Here is an 18986-nt window from a genome sequence, read left to right as displayed (position 1 = left end):
CCTCGTGGCACCATGAAAAGATACCAGGATGGCACTTTTTATGGAACCAGCAGACGTTTAATCTCAGGACTCTTCCCGCAAACAGGACTTGACTGATGACGCAATACAACCAATTTAACCAACTCGTTGGCGACGCTTTACCTGACTGGCAGCCACGCCCATGGCCGCAGCGCCAGACCTTACAAGGACAGTCATGCCGCCTGGAACCGCTTGCCGTTAAACACGCGCAAGCGCTGTTCAACGCCTATCGACAGGCGCCTGATACCCGCGCCTGGACCTGGCTTTTGCGTGAACCGGAAAACAGCGTTGCCGAGTTCAGCGCCTGGATTGCCAGCATCAGCGAGCTTAACGACCCGCTTCACTTCGCGGTAATTGATGAACAGAGTGGGCAGCCGGTCGGATCGTTAGCGCTAATGCGTATTGACGCCAAAAACGGCGTCGTTGAAGTCGGCCATGTTCACTTTTCGCCGCTGCTGAGCCGCAAAGCGATGGCCACCGAGGCACAGTGGTTGCTGATGCGTTATGTCTTTGAGTCGCTCGGCTATCGTCGCTATGAGTGGAAATGCAATAGCCTGAATGAACCATCGCGGCGCGCGGCGCTGCGCTTAGGCTTTCAGTTCGAGGGGCGCTTTCGACAAGCGCTGGTGATAAAAGGCCACAATCGCGATACCGACTGGTTTTCCATTATCGATAGCGAGTGGCCGCAGGTGGATAGCGCGATGCGCCAGTGGCTGGCCGCCGGTAATTTTGATGCCAACGGCCAGCAATATCGCACGCTGGAGAGCTTCCGCAAGCCTACGAATTAACGCCGTTTTTTACGTCCCTGCACCGCTTTAAAACGCGGATTGCTTTTGCAGATAACGTACAGCCGCCCTTTGCGTTTCACTATCTGGCAATCCGGGTGGCGCTGTTTAGCGCTACGCAATGAGTTCAGTACCTGCATATTTAGCTCCTTTTGGCATCAATAAAACCACCGAAGCGCTGACGGAAACGAGCGGCGCTACCTTCGGTGGCATGCGTTTTCTGCTTACCGGTGTAATACGGATGGGATTTAGACGAAACATCTAAGGTGACATACGGATAGGTCACGCCATCCAGTTCAATCTCACGCTCGGTTTTAATAGTGGATCCCACTTTGAAGTACTCGTTCACGCTCGTATCGTGGAAAACGACGGTACGGTAGTGCGGATGAATATTAGCTTTCATAGTGAACCTCAATCAATATGTTATAACATAACAATTAAGGTACACCGTTGAACGCCAAAGATCAACCACAGGAAATTAGCGGTTTCAGCAAGAACCACGCGGTGTCTCAGGAGGCGATGATTTACCCCCTTCTCCCAAATCGCGGCATTCGCGATCCGGGTCTTTTTTTCGCTTTCGCGTATACTCAGAGCAATTCCCCGTTAAAATAAGGACATACCCATGACGACTCGCCATTTAATGAGTCTGGTTACAGGGGTACTTATTCTCGCCATCGTGCTGCCCATCGCCTTAAGTATCTGGCTGGCAATGCGTCAGGCGCAGGCGCAGTTTTATAGCGAGCTCGACCACTACTCAAAACGCATTGTGATGCGCGTGGAACAGGTCGCCGCTCAGGCCAAAGAAGCATTACAAGAAGCCGATGCGCATAGCGCCACCGCCTGTTCACCAGAACATCTGTTGAATATGCGCCGCATTGCCTACACCCATCGCTATGTGCAGGAAGTACTCTGGCTGCGTAATTCGGTACCGATGTGCTCATCGCTTGAGGATCACCAGGTCTCAGTCACGTTTCCGCCCCCCGACCACGTGACTGCCGACGGTTACAGCACCTGGCTTACCTCGATCAATGACCTCGGCCTGCAGCATCGCATGACCGCTTTCGGCAATAAAAATCATATTGTGATGATCGACCCGGTGTCGTTTATTGATGTTATCGCCACCGGTCAGGAAAAGATCCACACGATATTATTCGGCACCGAGCACGATCAGGTGGTGATCAGTAGCCAACCGATCGATCCCGCGGTTTGGACGCGAATTAAAAACCTCCATAGCGAGACGCTGACGCTGAATGACACCGTCTATCGCGTGCATATCATCCCTGAACTGGGTCTTGGCGTCGCCAGTTGGTCGTCCACGCAGCCACTGGATGCGCGCCTTCGCCAGCAGCTACTGCTATGGCTACCGATTGGGCTCTTTACCAGCCTGTTGACCTCTTTTTTACTTCTGCGCCTGCTGCGCAGATTACGCTCGCCGCGTTATGGCATGCTGGATGCGCTACAGTCTGATGCCATCCAGGTTTACTATCAGCCGATCGTCTCGCTGGAGGATGGTAAAATCGCCGGCGCCGAAGCGCTGGCCCGCTGGCAGCAGCCGGATGGGACCTTTTTATCACCGGATATTTTCATCCCGCTAGCCGAGCAAACCGGGCTTATCACCCGGTTGACCGAGGATATTGTGCGTAAAATCTTTTCCGATCTCGGTCCCTGGCTGCGCCATCATCCGCAGATGCACATTTCTATTAATCTGTCGGTGGATGACCTACGCTCGCCCACGCTACCCAAACTACTCAAGGAGCAGCTGGCGCGCTGGGGAATCAACGCGGAACAGATCCCCCTTGAGCTTACCGAACGCGGCTTTGTCGATCCGCAAACCACCCTGCCGGTGATTATTGGCTATCGCCAGGCGGGACACCGGATCTCGATTGATGATTTCGGCACCGGTTATTCCAGCCTCAGCTACCTGCAGACGCTGGATGTGGATACGCTGAAGATCGATAAGTCATTTGTCGATACCCTGGAATATAAACCTCTCACGCCACATATCATTGACATGGCGAAGGCGCTGAATCTGGCGATCGTCGCCGAAGGGGTGGAAACCCCCGCTCAGCGCGACTGGCTGCGCGCGCATGGCGTCAATTACGCGCAAGGCTGGCTGTACTGTAAGGCGCTGCCGAAAGAGGAATTTATTCAGTGGGCGGAAAATAATATTAAAGCGCATTAATATCATGTGCGGCGCGCTGGCAACCAGTCGCGCCGCCGGATTTACTCGTCAAGAATCGGCGCAAAACCGCCGAAGATCATGCGCTTGCCGTCAAAGGGCAAGCTATCGCTAAGCGCTTTGATCCGCGGGTCGCTCATCATTTTCGCATTGGCCGCGTCCCTGATCTCTTTAGACGGGTACTCGATCCAACTGAATACCACTTCCTCATCCGCCTGCGCTTTAACCGACATGCGGAAATCCGTCAGCTTCCCTTCCGGGACATCATCCGACCAACACTCCACCACGCGCGTGGCGCCAAACTCTTTAAACAACGGCGCCGATTTTGCTGCCAGTTCGCGGTATGCCTCCTTATTTTCCGCAGGGACGGCAACGACAAAACCATCAACATACTTCATGAGTGAGTCTCCGAAGTGAACAGCGCCGGCGGCATATCCGTCGGCGTCTGAGTGATAAGTTTAGTCGCTGCTATTGCGAACGGCGATTTCAGGACGCCAGTTCACGGCTTTTAGCCGCCGCACTGACTGGCCGCGGTTGACGGAACCAGGGCAAAAATAGCTGGATCAGCGGGCCGATAGCAAAGGCGTAAACCACGGTGCCAACCCCGACTTTACCGCCCAGCAGCCAGCCAATTAGCAGCACCGAGACTTCGATGGCGGTACGGATACCACGCAGCGACCAGCCGGTCCGCGCGTGCAATCCGGTCATCAGGCCATCGCGCGGTCCGGGGCCAAAACCGGCGCCGATATACATCCCGGTCGCTATCGCATTCATCACCACCGCGCCGGCTAGCAGCAGGCTACGCGCGGGCAGCGATTCCAGCGGCGGAAGTACCGCGAGCGTGGCATCGGCCGCAAGGCCCAGCACGATGACATTGCTAATGGTGCCGAGACCCGGCATCTGGCGCAGCGGGATCCACAGTAGCAGCACCGCGGCGCCGGTCACAATAATCACCGTGCCGAAACTGATATTAAGCTGTTTCGCCACCCCCAGATGAAACACATCCCACGGATCGGCCCCCAGGTTGGCATGGACGAATAACGCCGTCGACACGCCATAGAGAACCAGACCGATATAAAGTTGTAGCAAACGACGGACCATAAACACCTCAGTATGTATTGCGAATACCCCCATCATCAGCAAAAATGGATTGGTAATTAATGGCCAGTTTTTGAAAAGTGGATCGCTATGTCAGTACGTCGTTTTGGAACACAATCGCTGGTACGCCTGCTCGGCAACTGGCAGGCCCCTTCCTCGCGCGCGCCGCTGTGGCGGCAGCTGGCGGAAGCGCTGCGTCTGTTGATCCTTGATGGACGGCTGGCGCTGGAGACCCGTTTGCCCGGCGAACGAGAACTGGCGACGGCGCTAAATGTTAGCCGCACCACTATCGCCAGCGCGCTGGGGTTATTGCGAGAAGAAGGCTATCTGCAAAGTCGCCAGGGGAGTGGTTCACGCATTGCGCTACCTGCAGGCCCTCTGCTGCCCGGTGAACAGACGCTTTCGGCGCCTTCGGTCAATCTCGCCACCGCCGCCCTCAGCGCCGGACCGGAAATTCATCAAGCCTACAGCCACGCGCTGACGCTGATGCCGCAGTATTTGTCCTATACCGGGTACGATCAGCAGGGGTTAGTCGATTTACGCACGGTGATTGCCCGCCGCTATAGCGAACGCGGACTGCCGACGCAGGCAGATGAAATCATGATCGTAAATGGCGCGCTGAGCGGATTTGCCCTGGTACTGCGTTTGTTAACCGGGCCAGGCGACCGGGTGGTGGTTGACGCTCCCTCCTATCCGATGGCAATTAACGCCATTCGCGGCGCCTCCTGCCGGCCAGTAGGCGTGGCGTTACCGGAAAAGGGCTGGGACTGCGACGGACTGGCGGCAACCATTGCGCAAACCTCGCCGCGGCTGGCCTTTATGATGCCGGATTTTCATAATCCCACCGGCCGCTGCATGGATAGCGAGACTCGACAGCGCGTCGCCAATCTGGCCGCCAGCACGCGAACGACGCTGGTCGCCGACGAGACGATGGTGGATTTATGGTACAACGCCCCGCCGCCGCCGCCGCTGGCGGCTTTCAATCCTGAAGCGCCGATAATCACTATTGGTTCCGCGGGGAAAACGTTCTGGGGTGGACTGCGAGTTGGCTGGATCCGCGCGCCCGCGTCGACTATCGCCTCGCTCATCCAGGCGCGGGATACGCTCGATCTCGGCTCGCCGCTGCTGGAGCAGCTGGCTTGCCGTTGGCTACTGGAAAACGAAAAGGCGTTATTGCCGCAACGGCGTGCGATGCTGGCCGCGCGTCGCGATATGTGCGCCGCATTAATGGCGGAATATTTTCCCCACTGGCGCTTTTGCGTCCCCGAGGGCGGGCTGTCATTTTGGGTCGAGCTGCCGGAAATGTTAGCGACACAGTTCTCAGTACGTGCGGAGAATGCCGGCATTCATATCGGTACCGGTACGCGTTTCGGCCTGGAGGGGGCCTTCGATCGTTATTTACGTTTGCCTTTCACACTGCCGGATACGGAATTGCGCAACGCCTTCAGCATTTTACAACCGCTGTGGCAGTCCCTTACGCAACAGAAAGAAATGACGCGAATGCGTAAAATAATATAATAAAATATCGACGGGCTGGAATCAGCCCGTCAAAAACCACCATCCATGATGAATATGAGATGTTTTATAAAATTGCAGTGCCATCTTGCCTACGCCGCATGTCATTAAAATGACAACCGCGTAATCATTTCATTAATGCTGGCGCGGAATGGGAATACCTTTTAGCGAAATAATAAAGCCATCGTCATCTTTTTTTATTTTTGCGCCGGTTTCACACCAGTCGGAAGCAATGCGAAAAAACTCATCACTACCGATATTCCAGTTCAGGCGCACGTGCTTAACGTACCCGGAACGCAGCAGGTCACAGGCTTCACTGTAACTGCTGGCTGTAGAGAATTGTTGTTTCATCTTTTCTTCTTCAGAAGTTTGCGTAATGCTTTGATTTCTTTAGGGGTTAACGGCGACGCTTCCTCTTCGGTATGCTGGTTATCAATATCCTCATGCGAAACCCCCGCCTCGTCTGCTGAATCAATGGCCGCCAGCGCCAATTGCAGCAGCTTCTCCGTTGCCGTGCCTAAATTCTCGTTATTGACTTCCGCATAATGACGCAGTTTATCTTTTAACTCTGCGTCAATTTTCACATTCAGAACTACTGTGGTCATGATCACGCTTCCCGTGCAATAAAATCATCATAATTAATACACGAAGTTAACATCTTGATCCAGAGATATTATTTATCCTTAATAATATCTGGTAATTCCAGGAAATAATTTGCCCATTATATATGACATGAAGATGACATTAGTATGTCATTATTATTTCACATTTATGACAATGCACAATTAAGGAATGAAAAAGCGTCGTTTTAGTAACGTAAAACAATAAATGAAGTGAGATTGCTTATAATAGTAGCAGAGAATAAAAGCACAGCAAATGAAGGGAGATTAAATCAGGGTACCCGGAATTGGGTGGGGGCCCTGCCAGCTACATCCCGGCACACACGTCGTCTGCTCTGGCTGCTTCCTTCCGGACCTGACCTGGTAAACAGAGTAGCGTTGCGGGAGAACCAACAGAGCCCCCATTGAGAGCGTTGATAACCAACGCGCTGGCGCATTATCCCTATAGCACTCCTGAATTGCAAGCCACTCGCGTCCAGCTGCTGGTTTATTATGCAAAACGTCGGATTTCCCGGCAAATAGTGCCTTTACCCGGCCTAACGCCCCAGCAATGAGAGAGATTGCGAGCCCCATCGCGGCACAGTTTACCGCAACCCGCCATACTTGTTCGTCCTGTGTCTTTTCAACGTGTTGTCGCTACGGTAATCGCATGACTCAATCGCCACGCCCCACCACCACCTTGCCCATGCCCGCCATTGATGGCGTAACCGTCCCCTTTCACGGCATGAATTTTCTACGCCCCGAGCTGCTGCTGGATTTCGTCAGCATCAGTAGCGCGCCGCTGCTGTCGGTGACCCCCGTTGCCCTGCTCTTTTCCACGGTGGGCGTGTTGCAACACGTCGAGCTGCGTAAGCTGCCCGTTGAGGTCAAAGGCCGGGTGGTCTATCCCATCTCATCGCTCAAATACCCGACGCTGCGCGGCAAGCTCATTATCAATGCGCAATCGCAGCGGCTAAAATTCCTCGAAAGCCTGATCGCCACCAGCCCGCATGACAATATTCACGGTATGCAGATCCTCGGGCTGGCGCTGGAATTCACCGTCCTGTGACGGCTGTACAGCACGCGGTCAAGCGCTTATTCTGAGCTTTTCTCGCGTGAAGGAGTGATGATGGAGGACGCCCACGACAGCTTTCCCCAGCGGGTCTGGCAGATAGTCGCCTCAATTCCGGAAGGGTATGTCACCACCTACGGCGATGTCGCTCTGCTGGCGGGTTCGCCGCGCGCGGCGCGACAGGTAGGCGGCGTGTTAAAGCGCCTACCGGAAGGCTCAACCCTGCCATGGCACCGGGTGGTGAATCGCCACGGCGATATTTCGCTGACCGGCCCCGACCTGCAGCGCCAACGTCAGGCGCTGCTGGCGGAAGGCGTCCAGGTCTCCGGCAGCGGGCATATCGACCTGCAACACTATCGCTGGGTTTATTAAGGGCAAAAAAATGCCCCTGAACAGGGGCATGAAGACGTTTATTGCGCCATCGGCGCCATATCATTAGCCACCGGCACTGGCGCATGCTGCACCGGCACCAATACCAGATCGGCGCGGTTACCGCCCTGGGTTACCACGGTCTGCACGGTATCGGTAATAAACATCAGCTGGCCATTTACGGTGATCGCCGAACTCAGCAGGATCCGCGCGTTCGGTTTGATATCCGCCTGGTTATACGGCAGAACAAAGTTGAACGGCGCCTGCTTACCTTCTGTGCGGACCGCTTTTTGCGACAATACGCGGGCTGGCGCATCGGCAAGCGACGCATCAGACAACGTCACGGTCAGTACCGCATCCGGCGGTAACGCTACCCGTTGGCGAATATTGATAGTCCCGGAAACATTAGGCTGTTGCTGCGAGGAGCTCAGTGAGGCAATGCCGTAAGGATCGGGTGCCGTCGTCTGATGAGCGGCGTTGCTGTTCGAATTATTCGCACAGGCGGATAAGGCCGCAGCAACGGCGATAGCACTTAACATATAGGCAAATTTCATTATGTTCTCCTTTTCATCCCTTTAGTCACAGGAGTACGTCCTGCCATCACGATGGCTAAGACATTAGTATCGTGAATAAGTGTGGCACAGATCTCAGAATAATTCCCGGAAAGGGGCATTTATTCAGATTATTACACCCATCGGACCACTTGAGATTCCAGGTTATACTTGCCCTCAATATGCGCTGCGTCAGCGCCGCTATCATTAATTGAGGGTATCTATGAGTCAGGCTCTAACCAATCTGCTGGCATTATTAAATCTGGAAAAAATTGAAGAAGGGCTGTTTCGCGGGCAGAGCGAAGATCTCGGCTTACGTCAGGTCTTCGGCGGTCAGGTGGTCGGTCAGGCGCTGTATGCCGCCAAAGAAACCGTGCCTGAGGGCCGCCTGATTCACTCCTTTCATAGTTACTTTCTGCGTCCTGGCGATAGCCAGAAACCTATCGTTTATGATGTTGAAGTACTACGAGACGGCAACAGCTTCAGCGCTCGCCGGGTGGCGGCTATCCAGCACGGTAAACCCATCTTTTACATGACCGCCTCGTTCCAGGCGCCGGAACCGGGCTACGAACATCAAAAAGCAATGCCGGCAGCGCCTTCGCCGGAAGGTCTGCCCTCTGAAACCGATATCGCCCGTAAGCTGGCGCATTTGTTGCCGCCGCAGGCGAAAGAGAAGTTTCTCAGCGACAAACCGCTGGAAATTCGCCCGGTAGAGTTCCATAACCCGCTGAAAGGCCACGTTGCCGAACCCACCCGCCAGGTGTGGATCCGCGCCAACGGCGTAGTGCCGGATGATATTCGTGTCCACCAGTCGCTGCTGGGCTATGCATCTGATTTTAATTTCCTGCCGGTTGCGCTGCAGCCGCACGGCGTCGGCTTCCTTGAACCAGGTATGCAGGTCGCCACCATTGACCACTCAATGTGGTTCCACCGCCCGTTCAACATCAACGAATGGCTGCTGTACAGCGTCGAAAGCACCTCTGCCTCCAGCGCCCGCGGCTTTGTTCGCGGCGAATTCTATACCCAGGACGGTATTCTGGTCGCCTCGACGGTGCAGGAAGGCGTCATGCGTAACCGCAATAACTAATTCGCGACGGGCCCACAACGGGCCCGCTTACCTTTAACGGCCAAGCAATTCGCGCGCATCGGCAATAAAATCCCCCAGCAGTCCGTTGCGACTCTGCCGCCGCCAGCATAACGTGAGCGTCGTTACGGCAAAGGTCTCTTCTAACAGGCAATAACTGACTTCCGACACCAGCATGGCGCTTTGCGTCTCGGGCACCAACGTCACCCCCATCCCCATCGATACCTGGCCAATCGCCGTGGAGACATCACGCGTGTACTGAATCTTACGGGGTGTAAAACCCGCCTGCCGACAGGCGCTGATGGCTGACCATCCCAATCCGACGCCGCTGGGATCCTGCTGAATGAAAAACGTCTCTTCCGCCAGCGCCGCGAGTGGAATTGCGCGCCTGCTGGCGAGCGCATGATGGCGAGGCACCACCGCCACCAGCGGCCGGGTCGCAATATCCAGCGACTCCAGTTCATCATATTGCGCGCCTGGCGAGCGGATAAACGCCAGGTCGACCGTTTCGCTTAATAAACCGGTTATCAGGTCGTTAACGTTATGCTCTTCAATTAGCAAATCGGCTTCGGGTTGGCGTTGACGATAATTTCGTATTAACACGCTCAGCGCCGGGTCAAAAATAGCCGAGCCAACGTAGCCAATTTTCAACTGCCCTTTACGCCCCTGTCGCAAACTGCGCGCATTCTCGCGAAATTTATCGCAGTGGCCGAGAATCATTCGCGCCTCGGCCAGTAAAAATTGCCCTTCGGCGGTCAGGGCGACGTTGCGTCGATCGCGAGTGAACAGCGGTAGCTCCAGCGCGCTTTCGAAACTTTTAATCTGCTGGGTCAGCGCTGGTTGCGTGATATGCAGACGCTGCGCCGCCCGGCCAAAGTGCAACTCTTCCGCCAGAACCGTAAATGCCTGTAGTTGTCGATAATCCATCACGCCCTCCCGAAAACACTGATAATAATCTCTTATTAAAATAAGGGGAAATGTGATTGGACTCTTATCGGTATCTGGTGAGAATTAATAGCCATTGCCAGAAAACTGAAGGAAGCACGATGTCTGAACAACATGTAAAAGTAACCGATCTGCGTTCTGCTTTGGCGCTATTAAGTCAGTACGATAATGAACTGATCTACACCGACGAACCCGTCGACCCCATTGCCGAACTCTCCGGCGTATATCGCTACGTTGGCGCCCACGGCACCGTTCAGCGCCCGACCCGCGTTGGCCCGGCGATGATCTTTAACAAGGTCAAAGGCTATGATGATGTCAGGGTGCTCATTGGCCTGCTGTGTTCGCGGCAGCGCGTTGCGCGCCTGTTTGGCACCACGCCGGAAAATCTGGCGTTTATGCTCAAAGACTCCGTAGCGAATCCTATCGCGCCAATCACTATCCCGCGTGAACGAGCGGCCTGCCAGGAAGTGGTGCATCTGGCAAGCGATCCTGATTTCGATATTCTCAAAATATTACCCGCGCCGACTAACACCCCGGAAGACGCCGGCCCCTACTTTACCCTCGGTATGTGCTATGCCGCGGATCCGGAAACCGGCGATCATGACGTCACCATCCACCGCCTGTGCGTACAGAGCAAAGACGAAATCTCAATGTATTTCGTACCGGGTCGTCATCTCGACACCTTCAGGCAAAAAGCCGAGGCTGCCGGGAAAGCGTTGCCCATCTCGATTAGCATCGGCGTGGATCCGGCGATTGAAATTGGCGCCTGCTTTGAACCACCGACCACTCCTCTCGGGTTTGACGAACTCTCTATCGCCGGCGCTCTGCGTAATCAGGCGGTCGAGCTCAGCGAATGCGTGAGCGTCAACGCCCGCGCCATCGCCAATGCCGAAATCGTTATTGAAGGTGAACTGCTGCCTGGCGTGCGGGTACGCGAAGACCAGAATACCAACAGCGGCAAAGCCATGCCGGAGTTCCCCGGCTACACCGGTAGCGCTCAGGCGGAAGTGCCGGTGATAAAAGTTAAAGCGATTACCCACCGCCGCCACCCGATTCTGCAAACCTGTATCGGGCCGAGCGATGAGCATACCAATCTGGCCGGGATCCCGACCGAAGCCAGCATTCTGCAAATGGTAGAGCGCGCGCTTCCAGGCTTCGTACAAAACGTCCACTGCCCCTCTCCGGGGACGGGTAAATATCTCGCCGTGCTGCAGGTGAAGAAACGCACGCCAAGCGATGAGGGCCGTCAGCGCCAGGCGGCGCTACTGGCCTTTTCCGCCTTCTCTGAGCTGAAGCACGTGATGCTGGTCGATGAGGACGTCGATGTATTCGACATCAACGACGTCATGTGGGCGATGACCACCCGCTATCAGGGCGATGTCAGCACCGTGTTTATTCCCGGCGTACGTTGCCATCCGTTGGATCCATCATCCGACCCGGCCTTCAGCCCATCGATTCGCGATAGCGGTATTGCCTGCAAAACCATTTTCGACTGCACCGTTCCGTGGAATATGAAAGCCCACTTCCAGCGCAGCCAGTTTATGGAAGTGGATGTTGATCGCTTTATCCCTGGCTTCAGTAAGAAATAAATTCCACGCAAAGAAAAGCCTCCCGGACGGGAGGCTTTGACGCTTATGGAGATTGCTCGCTTTATCAGGCGTTGTAGGCGTTTTCGCCGTGGCTGTTGACGTCCAGCCCTTCGCGCTCCTGCTCTTCCGGCACGCGCAGGCCGACGGTCATCGCCGCCACTTTGAAGCCGATATACGCGACGACGGCGGACCACACCACGGTAATGCCGATACTTTCCAGCTGTACCAGTAACTGATGCCCCATCGTTACGCCTTCCGCATAGCCGACCCCGCCAAGGGTGGTAGAGGCGAAGATGCCGGTCAGGATACAACCGATGATGCCGCACACGCCGTGAACGCCAAACACATCGCATGGGTCATCGACGCGCAGCCAGCGTTTCAGCACCGTGACGCCCCACAGCCCGGCCAGGCCGGCGATGATACCAATAATCAGCGAGCCGCCAACGCCAACGTAGCCGCACGCCGGAGTAATGCCGACAAGGCCGGCAATCGCGCCGGAGCAGGCACCCAGCAGCGACGGTTTACCGCGAGTGGCCCATTCGCCGAAGGTCCAGGCCAGAATCGCGCCAGCGGTCGCCACGACGGTATTCACGAAGGCCAGCGCGGCAATTTCGTTGGCCGCGCTTGCGGAACCGGCGTTAAAGCCGAACCAGCCAACATACAGAATCGCCGTACCGGTAAAGACCATCGGCAGGTTATGCGGTTTAAACGCTTCTTTGCCAAAGCCCACGCGTTTGCCCATCATATACGCGCCCACCAGCCCCGCCACCGCGGCGTTGATGTGTACGACGGTACCGCCGGCGAAGTCCAGCGCGCCATGGGTCGCCAGCAGGCCGCCGCCCCACACCATATGCGCAATCGGCACGTAGGAGAGCGTGAGCCAAACCACCACAAAAATCAGTACCGCGGAGAAACGAATACGTTCCGCCAGCGCGCCGACGATCAGGCCCACGGTGATACAGGCGAAAGAGCCCTGGAAAGCGACATGGATATACTGATAGAACGACCCCATTAACGCTTTCAGTTCAATATTTTTCAGCATGACCCAGTCGAAGCTGCCAAAGAAGCTACCGCCGCTTCCGAAGGCAAGCGTATAGCCATAGATAACCCACAGCACGCAAACCAGGCCAAAAGTCACAATGACCTGAGTCAGCATTGAGAGCACGTTTTTACCGCGAATCAGGCCGCCGTAGAACAACGCAATGCCGGGGATTGTCATAAACAGCACCAGCGCGGTGCAAATCATCATAAAAGCGTTGTCGGCTTTATCCGCCACCGCCGGTTCGGCCGCCAGCGCCAGTCCCGGAAGCAGCGCCAGCGCTCCCAGAGCCGTTTTCATCGTCGTTCTCATCATCTCTTCATCCCCATCGCTGTGTGGTCAGGCAATTACAGTGCCGCTTCGTCGGATTCGCCGGTACGAATACGAATCACGCGCTGCAGTTCGGCGACAAAAATTTTGCCGTCGCCAATTTTTCCGGTCCAGGCGGCCTTGCCTATCACCTCGACAACCTCGTCCAGCTGATCGTCGGCAATCGCAATATCAATTTTTACTTTTGGCAGGAAATTGACGCTGTATTCGGCGCCGCGATAGAGCTCAGCATGGCCTTTCTGGCGGCCGAAGCCTTTCACTTCCGTGACCGTCAGGCCCTGAATGCCGATGGAGGACAACGCTTCGCGAACGTCTTCCAGTTTGAATGGTTTGATTACCACGGTAACCAGCTTCATAAATCCCCTCCAGTCAGTATTTGATAGTGGCCGCTGCTAACACAGGAGATAAAGCAAGGGATATGCCAAAAATGAAAACGGGCCGTGAATCGGCCCGTTTACGGAGAAAAAAACGCGAGGATGTTACTGGCGAGACGGCAAATGACCGCTAATGCGCAAAAATGCACCAATACGGTGCGCCCTTAGTGAGCAAATTGCACCACTTCATGTCACCCCTGCACCAATGCCTGCTGATGGTGCATCAGGCGCTCAGCGACTCCTCCTCAACGCTGGCGGCTAGCTCTTCGCCAGCCAGCTGTAGCTGGTACATCTGCCAGTAGCGGCCCTTCGCCGCCAGCAATTGCTGATGGTTTCCGCGCTCGACGGCCTGGCCACGGTGCAACACCAGGATCGTATCAGCCTCGACGATAGTCGACAGACGGTGGGCGATGACGACCAGCGTGGTGTGCTCGCGCACTTTCGCCAGCGCCTGCTGGATAGCCTGCTCGGTACCGGAGTCGATATTCGCTGTCGCTTCATCGAGGATCAGCACCTGTGGCGTTTCCACCAGCACGCGAGCCAGCGCCAGCAGCTGTTTCTGGCCCACCGACAGGTTGTTGCCCTGCTCGCCCAGTTGGGTATAAATCCCGTCGCTCATTTCGCGGGCAAGGTCAGCGAGCTGCACCGCCTCCAGCGCTTCCCAGACCTGCGGCTCGCTGATATCGCGCCCCAGCGTCACGTTGGCATAGAAGGTATCGGCTAATACCACCGGATCCTGTTGCACCATCGCGACGCCCCGACGTAAAGCGCTGTGGCTTAACGACGACAGCGGGCGGCCATCGAGGCGAATTTCGCCTTTAGTCAACGGGTAGTAGCCCATCATCAGGCTGGCCAGCGTGCTCTTGCCGCTACCGGTATGGCCAACCAGCGCCACAAAACCGCGCGAAGGAATATCCAGATTGATATCCTGCAGCACCAGCCGGTCGTCGCGATAGGCGAAAGAGACGTTATCAATCGCCACCGCGCCGCTGCGTAACGGCGCGGTATCGCTACCCCAGCTCTGGCGCGGACGGTCCATCAGTTCAAACACGCGCTCGCCCGCCACTACCGCCTGCTGCAGCATCGACTGCTGGGTGGTAAGTTCGATCAGCGGTTCGTTCAGGCGTCCGAGGTAGCTAATGAAGGCGTATAACACCCCGACTTCGATACTTCCGGAAGCGCTAAAACCAAACAGCATCAGCAGGCCGCAGAGGATCAGCGATGAAAACAGGCTTAACAGCGGGCGCAGCAGAAAACCATCCAGACGCAGCGTCTGCATGCGCGCCAGATAGTGACCGTAGCTGGCTTCACGCATCCGCTCGCCGAATCGCGCCTGCTGGCGGAACTGCTGAATAACGCCCATGCCGTTGATGACTTCGTTGAAGCCATCATTGATATCGGCAAGCCAGGCGCGCATGCGACGCACGATCGGCGTGCTGTAGCGCTGATAGATAGCCATGACAATCAGCACCGCCGGGAAGATAGCCACCGCCACCAGCGCCATTCGCCAGTCGAGACTAAACATCGCCACCAGCATCGCGCCAATCAGCGCCGCGCTGCGCAGCACTGTCGCCACGACCGTCACGTACAGGTCGCGAATCACTTCGGTGTCGTTGGTAACGCGCGAAATCAGTTGACCGACCGGTTGTGTATCAAACTCGCTGAGCGGTTGGCGCAGCGCGGCGTCCATCACATCGCTGCGCAACTGCTGCACCACGCCGACCGCCGCCCGGTTAAACAGCAGCGCCTGGTTATAGTGCAGCGTAGCGGCAAGGATCTGCAGACAGATATAGGCCGCCGCCAGGCCGCTGACCAGCTTCACCGGCAGCGATTGTTTCGCCACCATGTTATCAATGAAATAGCTTATCAGCAGCGGGCCGCTGACTTCCGCAGCCGCCGCTATCCACATCATGATGACCGCAATGATAAGCGGCTTACGCCACGGCGAACCGTAGGCCAGCAGACGTTTAAGGGTCGGCCAGAGATGAGCGAAATTACGCATCAACCGCCTCCTCATCCTGCGGCGCATCGTCAAGCGCCGCTTCCAGTTGCTGATAGCGATACATATCGCGATACCATCCCGTCTGGACGACAAGCTGCTCGTGGCGGCCGCGCTGCGCGATATGGCCGTGTTGCAAAACCAAAATTTCACTGGCTTCGGTTAATGCTGAGAGGCGATGGGCGCTGATGATCACCGTCCGCCCCTCCCCCCACTGGCGCAGGTTATGCAAAATATCATGCTCCGTCCGTCCATCAACCGCCGACAGCGCGTCATCGAGGATCAGGATTTCCGCCTCCAGCAGCAGAGCGCGGGCAATGGAAATTCGTTGTTTCTGACCGCCGGAGAGCATCACCCCGCGCTCGCCGACTTCCGTTTCATAGCCCTGCGGCAGGCGCAGAATATCATCATGCACGCTGGCCAGCCGCGCGACGCGCTCGATTTGCTCCCGGCTCGCGTCCGGTTTACCCAACGCAATGTTATTCGCTACGGTATCGGAGAACAGGAATGGGGTTTGATTGACCACCGCCAGTCGCCCTCGCCAGCTATCAAGCTGCAGGCGGGTCAGCGGAATATCATGGAAACGGATATCCCCCTCGGTGACATCAAAATGGCGCTGGATAAGGGAAAGAATGGTGCTTTTCCCGGCTCCCGTCGGACCGCAGATACCGAGCATCTGCCCCGGCCGCAGAGTGAAGTTAACCTTCTCCAGCGACGGTTTCGCCGCCTGCGGATAGATAAATTCACGCACCGCCACGTTAAGCGAACCGCGCCCCTCCGGCACCGTTTCGGTGCCATCGTTGACTACCGGCGCTTCTTCCAGCATCGAACGAATACGTCCGTAGGCGGCGCTACCGCGCTCAACGATATTAAACATCCACGCCAGCGCCAGCATTGGCCAAATCATCAGGCCAAGGTACATGACAAAACTGGTTAACTGGCCAAGGGTCAGCTCGCCCTGCAACACCAGCCAACTGCCGCCGCCGATTGCCAGCAGGTTGGCCGCGCCAATGGCAATATAAATTGTCGGGTCGAAGCGGGCATCAATACGCGCGACCCGCATGTTCTTCGCCCCGGTATCCGCCGCATCGGCGGCAAACTGCGCCGACTGACGATCCTCAAGGCCGAACGCTTTAATCATACGTATGCTGGTCAGGCTTTCCTGCGTGCGATCGTTAAGGCTGGAAAAAGCCGCCTGCGCCACACGAAAGCGCTCATGCAGGGCATCGCCATTACGCTTGATAGCCAGCGCCATAAACGGCATCGGCACCAGCGCCAGTAGCGTTAGCTGCCAGCTGATTTGCGTCGACATCACAATCAGCACCGCGCAACCCATCACCAGTGAGTCCACCAGCGTCAGAACCCCCTCGCCGGCGGCGAAGACGACGCGGTCAACATCGTTGGTCGCGCGGGCAATAAGATCGCCGGTACGGTGACGCAGATAGAAGGCCGGATGCTGGCGGCTGAGCTGACGATAGAAGTCTTCACGCAGTTCAACGGCCAGTTGATAAGAGGCGCCGAATAGCAGCACGCGCCAGACATATCGCAGCAGATAAATCATCACCGCGATAACGACCAGCGCGCCGATCCACATCCACACCTGCTCTGCGGTGTAATGTTCTTTAGTCACGCCGTCGACCACAATCCCCACTACTTTCGGCGGGATTAGCTGGAGTATGGCAATAACGGCAAGCAGAGCGACGGCGCCGAGATAGCGGCGCCACTCCCGGCGAAAGTACCAGCTAAGTTGAGCAAATAATCGCAAACGGTAAAATCCTGAATGTATAATTCGTGGCGGCAAAAAGCCGTTAATCAATAGGCAAGGCCGTGGTGTATTTTATCTGTTCCATGGCAAAACTCGAAGTGACATCCGACAGCCCCGGCACGCTGTTCACCAGACGTTTATAAAAGTCGTCATAGCGCTTCATATCCGCGACCTGCACCCGTAGCAGGTAATCGTACTCGCCAGCCATACGCCAGAAACCCAGCACTTCCGCCATTTGCGACACTTCGCTAACAAAGCGGCAGTACCAGTCACTGCTGTGATACTGGGTTTTTATCAAAACGAAGGCGGTTAGTCCGAGCCCCAGCTTTTCCGCATCCAGAATGGCCACGCGCTCGCGCAAGATACCTTCGTCCTCAAGGCGCTTGAGCCGTTTCCAGCAGGGCGTGGTGGTCAGATTAACGGCATCCGCCAGCGCCTGCAAAGAGAGGGTGCAGTCAGTTTGCAGTAACGACAGCAGCTTACGGTCAATTTTATCTAGCATAAGGCCACCAGAGAGAATAATTTACTCCCGTAATTGTAATTGAAAGGCCAAATAGCAACAATTTTTCCCGCACAATCCGCTAAGCTGGGCACAAAATGACAAACAGGAATCCGAGATGAACAGCGCCTGGGTAAAACATGCCATTAGTGAAATTAACGCCGACTACCAGCGTTCCGCCGATACACACCTGATCCGCCTGACGCTGCCTGGTTTTCCGGGTATCCCTATTTATCTGAAAGATGAAAGTACGCATCCAACCGGTAGCCTCAAGCATCGTCTGGCGCGTTCGCTGTTTCTCTACGGACTGTGCAACGGATGGATCAAAGAAGGCACTACGATTATCGAATCGTCTTCGGGTTCGACGGCGGTCTCAGAAGCCTATTTCGCTCGCCTGCTGGGCCTGCCGTTTATTGCCGTGATGCCCTCCTGCACCGCGAAACGTAAAATCGAACAGATTGAATTTTATGGCGGACGCTGTCATTTCGTCGACAACGCCTGCGAAATTTACGCCGCTTCTGAAATGCTGGCGCGCGAGTTGAATGGCCACTATATGGATCAGTTCACTTTCGCCGAGCGCGCCACCGACTGGCGCGGCAATAACAATATTGCCGACAGCATTTTCCGCCAGATGACCCACGAGCCGCACCCGCAGCCGTCGTGGATCGTCATGAGCGCCGGTACCGGCGGGACTTCTGCGACCATTGGCCGCTATATTCGCTGTCAGGGCTACGAGACGCAACTGATGGTGGTCGACCCGCAGAATTCGGTGTTCCTCGATTACTGGCAGAGCCGCGACGCCAGCCTGCGTAGCCCGGTCGGTAGCAAAATTGAAGGTATTGGCCGCCCGCGCGTCGAACCCTCGTTTATTCCCGACGTCGTCGATGAAATGTTGCGCGTGCCGGATGCCGCCAGCGTCGCCACCGCCCTGTGGCTGGAAACCCAGCTTGGAAGAAAAGTCGGCGCCTCCACCGGCACCAATATGTGGGGCGTACTGCAGCTGGCCGCACGGATGCGCGATGAAGGACGTACGGGCTCTATCGTCACCCTGTTGTGCGACAGCGGCGAACGTTACCTCGAAAGCTATTACAACCCGCAGTGGGTCGCGGCGAATATCGGCGATATTACCCCGTGGCAGACGCAGATTATGCAACTGAGCGGCGCGCAATAAAAAAA

The 18986-nt window shown here is 56.1% G+C and carries 21 protein-coding genes and 1 other RNA gene; 8 read left to right on the top strand and 14 right to left on the bottom strand.

What is annotated here, in order from left to right; all coding sequences use genetic code 11:
• Positions 1 to 95 precede the first annotated feature (95 nt).
• Positions 96 to 806: a GNAT family N-acetyltransferase gene (locus tag AC22LX_RS14400; RefSeq protein ID WP_045393548.1), complete on the top strand. Its 711-nt coding sequence runs from the start codon at positions 96 to 98 to the stop codon at positions 804 to 806.
• Here AC22LX_RS14400 and ykgO read toward each other — a convergent pair.
• Together ykgO and AC22LX_RS14390 are read right to left on the bottom strand one after the other, a co-directional pair.
• Positions 803 to 943, bottom strand: a complete 141-nt coding sequence (gene ykgO / locus AC22LX_RS14395; RefSeq protein ID WP_003859006.1) for a type B 50S ribosomal protein L36 — start codon at positions 941 to 943, stop codon at positions 803 to 805. The two genes, AC22LX_RS14400 and ykgO, sit on opposite strands and share 4 nt — an antisense overlap.
• 2 nt (positions 944 to 945) lie before the next feature.
• Complete coding sequence (locus AC22LX_RS14390; RefSeq protein ID WP_015367923.1) at positions 946 to 1206, bottom strand: type B 50S ribosomal protein L31; 261 nt, start codon at positions 1204 to 1206, stop codon at positions 946 to 948.
• A gap of 219 nt (positions 1207 to 1425) precedes the next feature.
• Here AC22LX_RS14390 and AC22LX_RS14385 point away from each other — a divergent pair, with 219 nt between their 5' ends.
• Entirely contained in the window at positions 1426 to 2985 is a 1560-nt protein-coding gene (locus tag AC22LX_RS14385) for an EAL domain-containing protein (protein WP_045393551.1), read from the top strand.
• Between the two features lie 41 nt (positions 2986 to 3026).
• Here the strand turns inward: AC22LX_RS14385 and AC22LX_RS14380 are convergent, their stop codons facing one another.
• Together AC22LX_RS14380 and yczE are read right to left on the bottom strand one after the other, a co-directional pair.
• Entirely contained in the window at positions 3027 to 3380 is a 354-nt protein-coding gene (locus tag AC22LX_RS14380) for a DUF1428 domain-containing protein (protein WP_015367925.1), read from the bottom strand.
• 88 nt (positions 3381 to 3468) lie between these two features.
• The gene (gene yczE, locus AC22LX_RS14375) at positions 3469 to 4083 is read right to left on the bottom strand and encodes a membrane protein YczE (RefSeq protein ID WP_045393554.1); all 615 of its coding nucleotides are present in this window, start codon (positions 4081 to 4083) and stop codon (positions 3469 to 3471) included.
• A gap of 87 nt (positions 4084 to 4170) precedes the next feature.
• On the opposite strand from yczE, the gene yczR reads away from it, so the two are divergent.
• Positions 4171 to 5598 carry a MocR-like transcription factor YczR gene (gene yczR, locus AC22LX_RS14370; RefSeq protein ID WP_045393557.1) on the top strand — a complete coding sequence of 476 codons (1428 nt, stop codon included), beginning with the start codon at positions 4171 to 4173 and terminating at the stop codon, positions 5596 to 5598.
• 132 nt (positions 5599 to 5730) lie between these two features.
• Here the strand turns inward: yczR and AC22LX_RS14365 are convergent, their stop codons facing one another.
• The 3 genes from AC22LX_RS14365 to ffs form a co-directional block, all read right to left on the bottom strand.
• A complete protein-coding gene (locus AC22LX_RS14365) occupies positions 5731 to 5946 on the bottom strand; it encodes a hypothetical protein (RefSeq protein WP_045393560.1) in 216 nt (71 codons plus the stop codon).
• Entirely contained in the window at positions 5943 to 6200 is a 258-nt protein-coding gene (locus AC22LX_RS14360) for a hypothetical protein (protein WP_015367929.1), read from the bottom strand. Before AC22LX_RS14360 ends, AC22LX_RS14365 begins: the two co-directional genes overlap by 4 nt.
• A 313-nt stretch (positions 6201 to 6513) precedes the next feature.
• An RNA gene (ffs, locus tag AC22LX_RS14355) (signal recognition particle sRNA small type) lies at positions 6514 to 6610 on the bottom strand.
• A 254-nt stretch (positions 6611 to 6864) separates the two neighbouring features.
• On the opposite strand from ffs, the gene AC22LX_RS14350 reads away from it, so the two are divergent.
• Together AC22LX_RS14350 and AC22LX_RS14345 are read left to right on the top strand one after the other, a co-directional pair.
• Entirely contained in the window at positions 6865 to 7263 is a 399-nt protein-coding gene (locus tag AC22LX_RS14350; RefSeq protein ID WP_045393563.1) for a hypothetical protein, read from the top strand.
• A gap of 60 nt (positions 7264 to 7323) precedes the next feature.
• Positions 7324 to 7638, top strand: coding sequence for an MGMT family protein (locus AC22LX_RS14345; RefSeq protein WP_015367931.1), 315 nt, complete (start codon positions 7324 to 7326; stop codon positions 7636 to 7638).
• Positions 7639 to 7676: 38 nt separating this feature from the next.
• On the opposite strand, the gene AC22LX_RS14340 is transcribed toward AC22LX_RS14345, so the two are convergent.
• Complete coding sequence (locus AC22LX_RS14340) at positions 7677 to 8189, bottom strand: YbaY family lipoprotein (RefSeq protein WP_045393566.1); 513 nt, start codon at positions 8187 to 8189, stop codon at positions 7677 to 7679.
• A 220-nt stretch (positions 8190 to 8409) separates the two neighbouring features.
• On the opposite strand from AC22LX_RS14340, the gene tesB reads away from it, so the two are divergent.
• Complete coding sequence (tesB, locus tag AC22LX_RS14335; RefSeq protein WP_045393568.1) at positions 8410 to 9273, top strand: acyl-CoA thioesterase II; 864 nt, start codon at positions 8410 to 8412, stop codon at positions 9271 to 9273.
• A 33-nt stretch (positions 9274 to 9306) separates the two neighbouring features.
• Here the strand turns inward: tesB and AC22LX_RS14330 are convergent, their stop codons facing one another.
• On the bottom strand, positions 9307 to 10197 hold the full coding sequence (locus AC22LX_RS14330; RefSeq protein WP_045393570.1) for a LysR substrate-binding domain-containing protein: 891 nt from the start codon (positions 10195 to 10197) through the stop codon (positions 9307 to 9309).
• A gap of 119 nt (positions 10198 to 10316) precedes the next feature.
• Between AC22LX_RS14330 and AC22LX_RS14325 the strand changes: the two genes are divergently transcribed.
• The gene (locus tag AC22LX_RS14325; protein ID WP_045393572.1) at positions 10317 to 11804 is read left to right on the top strand and encodes a UbiD family decarboxylase; all 1488 of its coding nucleotides are present in this window, start codon (positions 10317 to 10319) and stop codon (positions 11802 to 11804) included.
• Positions 11805 to 11868: 64 nt separating this feature from the next.
• Here AC22LX_RS14325 and amtB read toward each other — a convergent pair whose 3' ends face one another.
• The 5 genes from amtB to AC22LX_RS14300 form a co-directional block, all read right to left on the bottom strand.
• Positions 11869 to 13158: an ammonium transporter AmtB gene (gene amtB / locus AC22LX_RS14320; protein ID WP_045393574.1), complete on the bottom strand. Its 1290-nt coding sequence runs from the start codon at positions 13156 to 13158 to the stop codon at positions 11869 to 11871.
• 32 nt (positions 13159 to 13190) lie between these two features.
• Complete coding sequence (glnK, locus tag AC22LX_RS14315; RefSeq protein ID WP_015367937.1) at positions 13191 to 13529, bottom strand: P-II family nitrogen regulator; 339 nt, start codon at positions 13527 to 13529, stop codon at positions 13191 to 13193.
• Between the two features lie 241 nt (positions 13530 to 13770).
• The gene (locus AC22LX_RS14310; RefSeq protein WP_213292726.1) at positions 13771 to 15549 is read right to left on the bottom strand and encodes a SmdB family multidrug efflux ABC transporter permease/ATP-binding protein; all 1779 of its coding nucleotides are present in this window, start codon (positions 15547 to 15549) and stop codon (positions 13771 to 13773) included.
• Positions 15542 to 17311, bottom strand: a complete 1770-nt coding sequence (locus AC22LX_RS14305) for a SmdA family multidrug ABC transporter permease/ATP-binding protein (protein ID WP_047050757.1) — start codon at positions 17309 to 17311, stop codon at positions 15542 to 15544. The genes AC22LX_RS14310 and AC22LX_RS14305 overlap by 8 nt, the downstream gene beginning before the upstream one ends.
• A gap of 43 nt (positions 17312 to 17354) precedes the next feature.
• Positions 17355 to 17813 (bottom strand): Lrp/AsnC family transcriptional regulator, encoded by a 459-nt coding sequence (locus AC22LX_RS14300; protein ID WP_487334038.1) that lies wholly within the window; start codon positions 17811 to 17813, stop codon positions 17355 to 17357.
• 115 nt (positions 17814 to 17928) lie between these two features.
• Here AC22LX_RS14300 and AC22LX_RS14295 point away from each other — a divergent pair, with 115 nt between their 5' ends.
• The gene (locus AC22LX_RS14295) at positions 17929 to 18981 is read left to right on the top strand and encodes a PLP-dependent cysteine synthase family protein (RefSeq protein ID WP_045393582.1); all 1053 of its coding nucleotides are present in this window, start codon (positions 17929 to 17931) and stop codon (positions 18979 to 18981) included.
• The last annotated feature ends 5 nt before the right edge of the window (positions 18982 to 18986 follow it).

This window comes from Klebsiella sp. PK01 (assembly GCF_057624675.1).
Note: the sequence above shows the minus strand (reverse complement) of the source record. Positions and strands in the feature narration are given on the sequence as shown.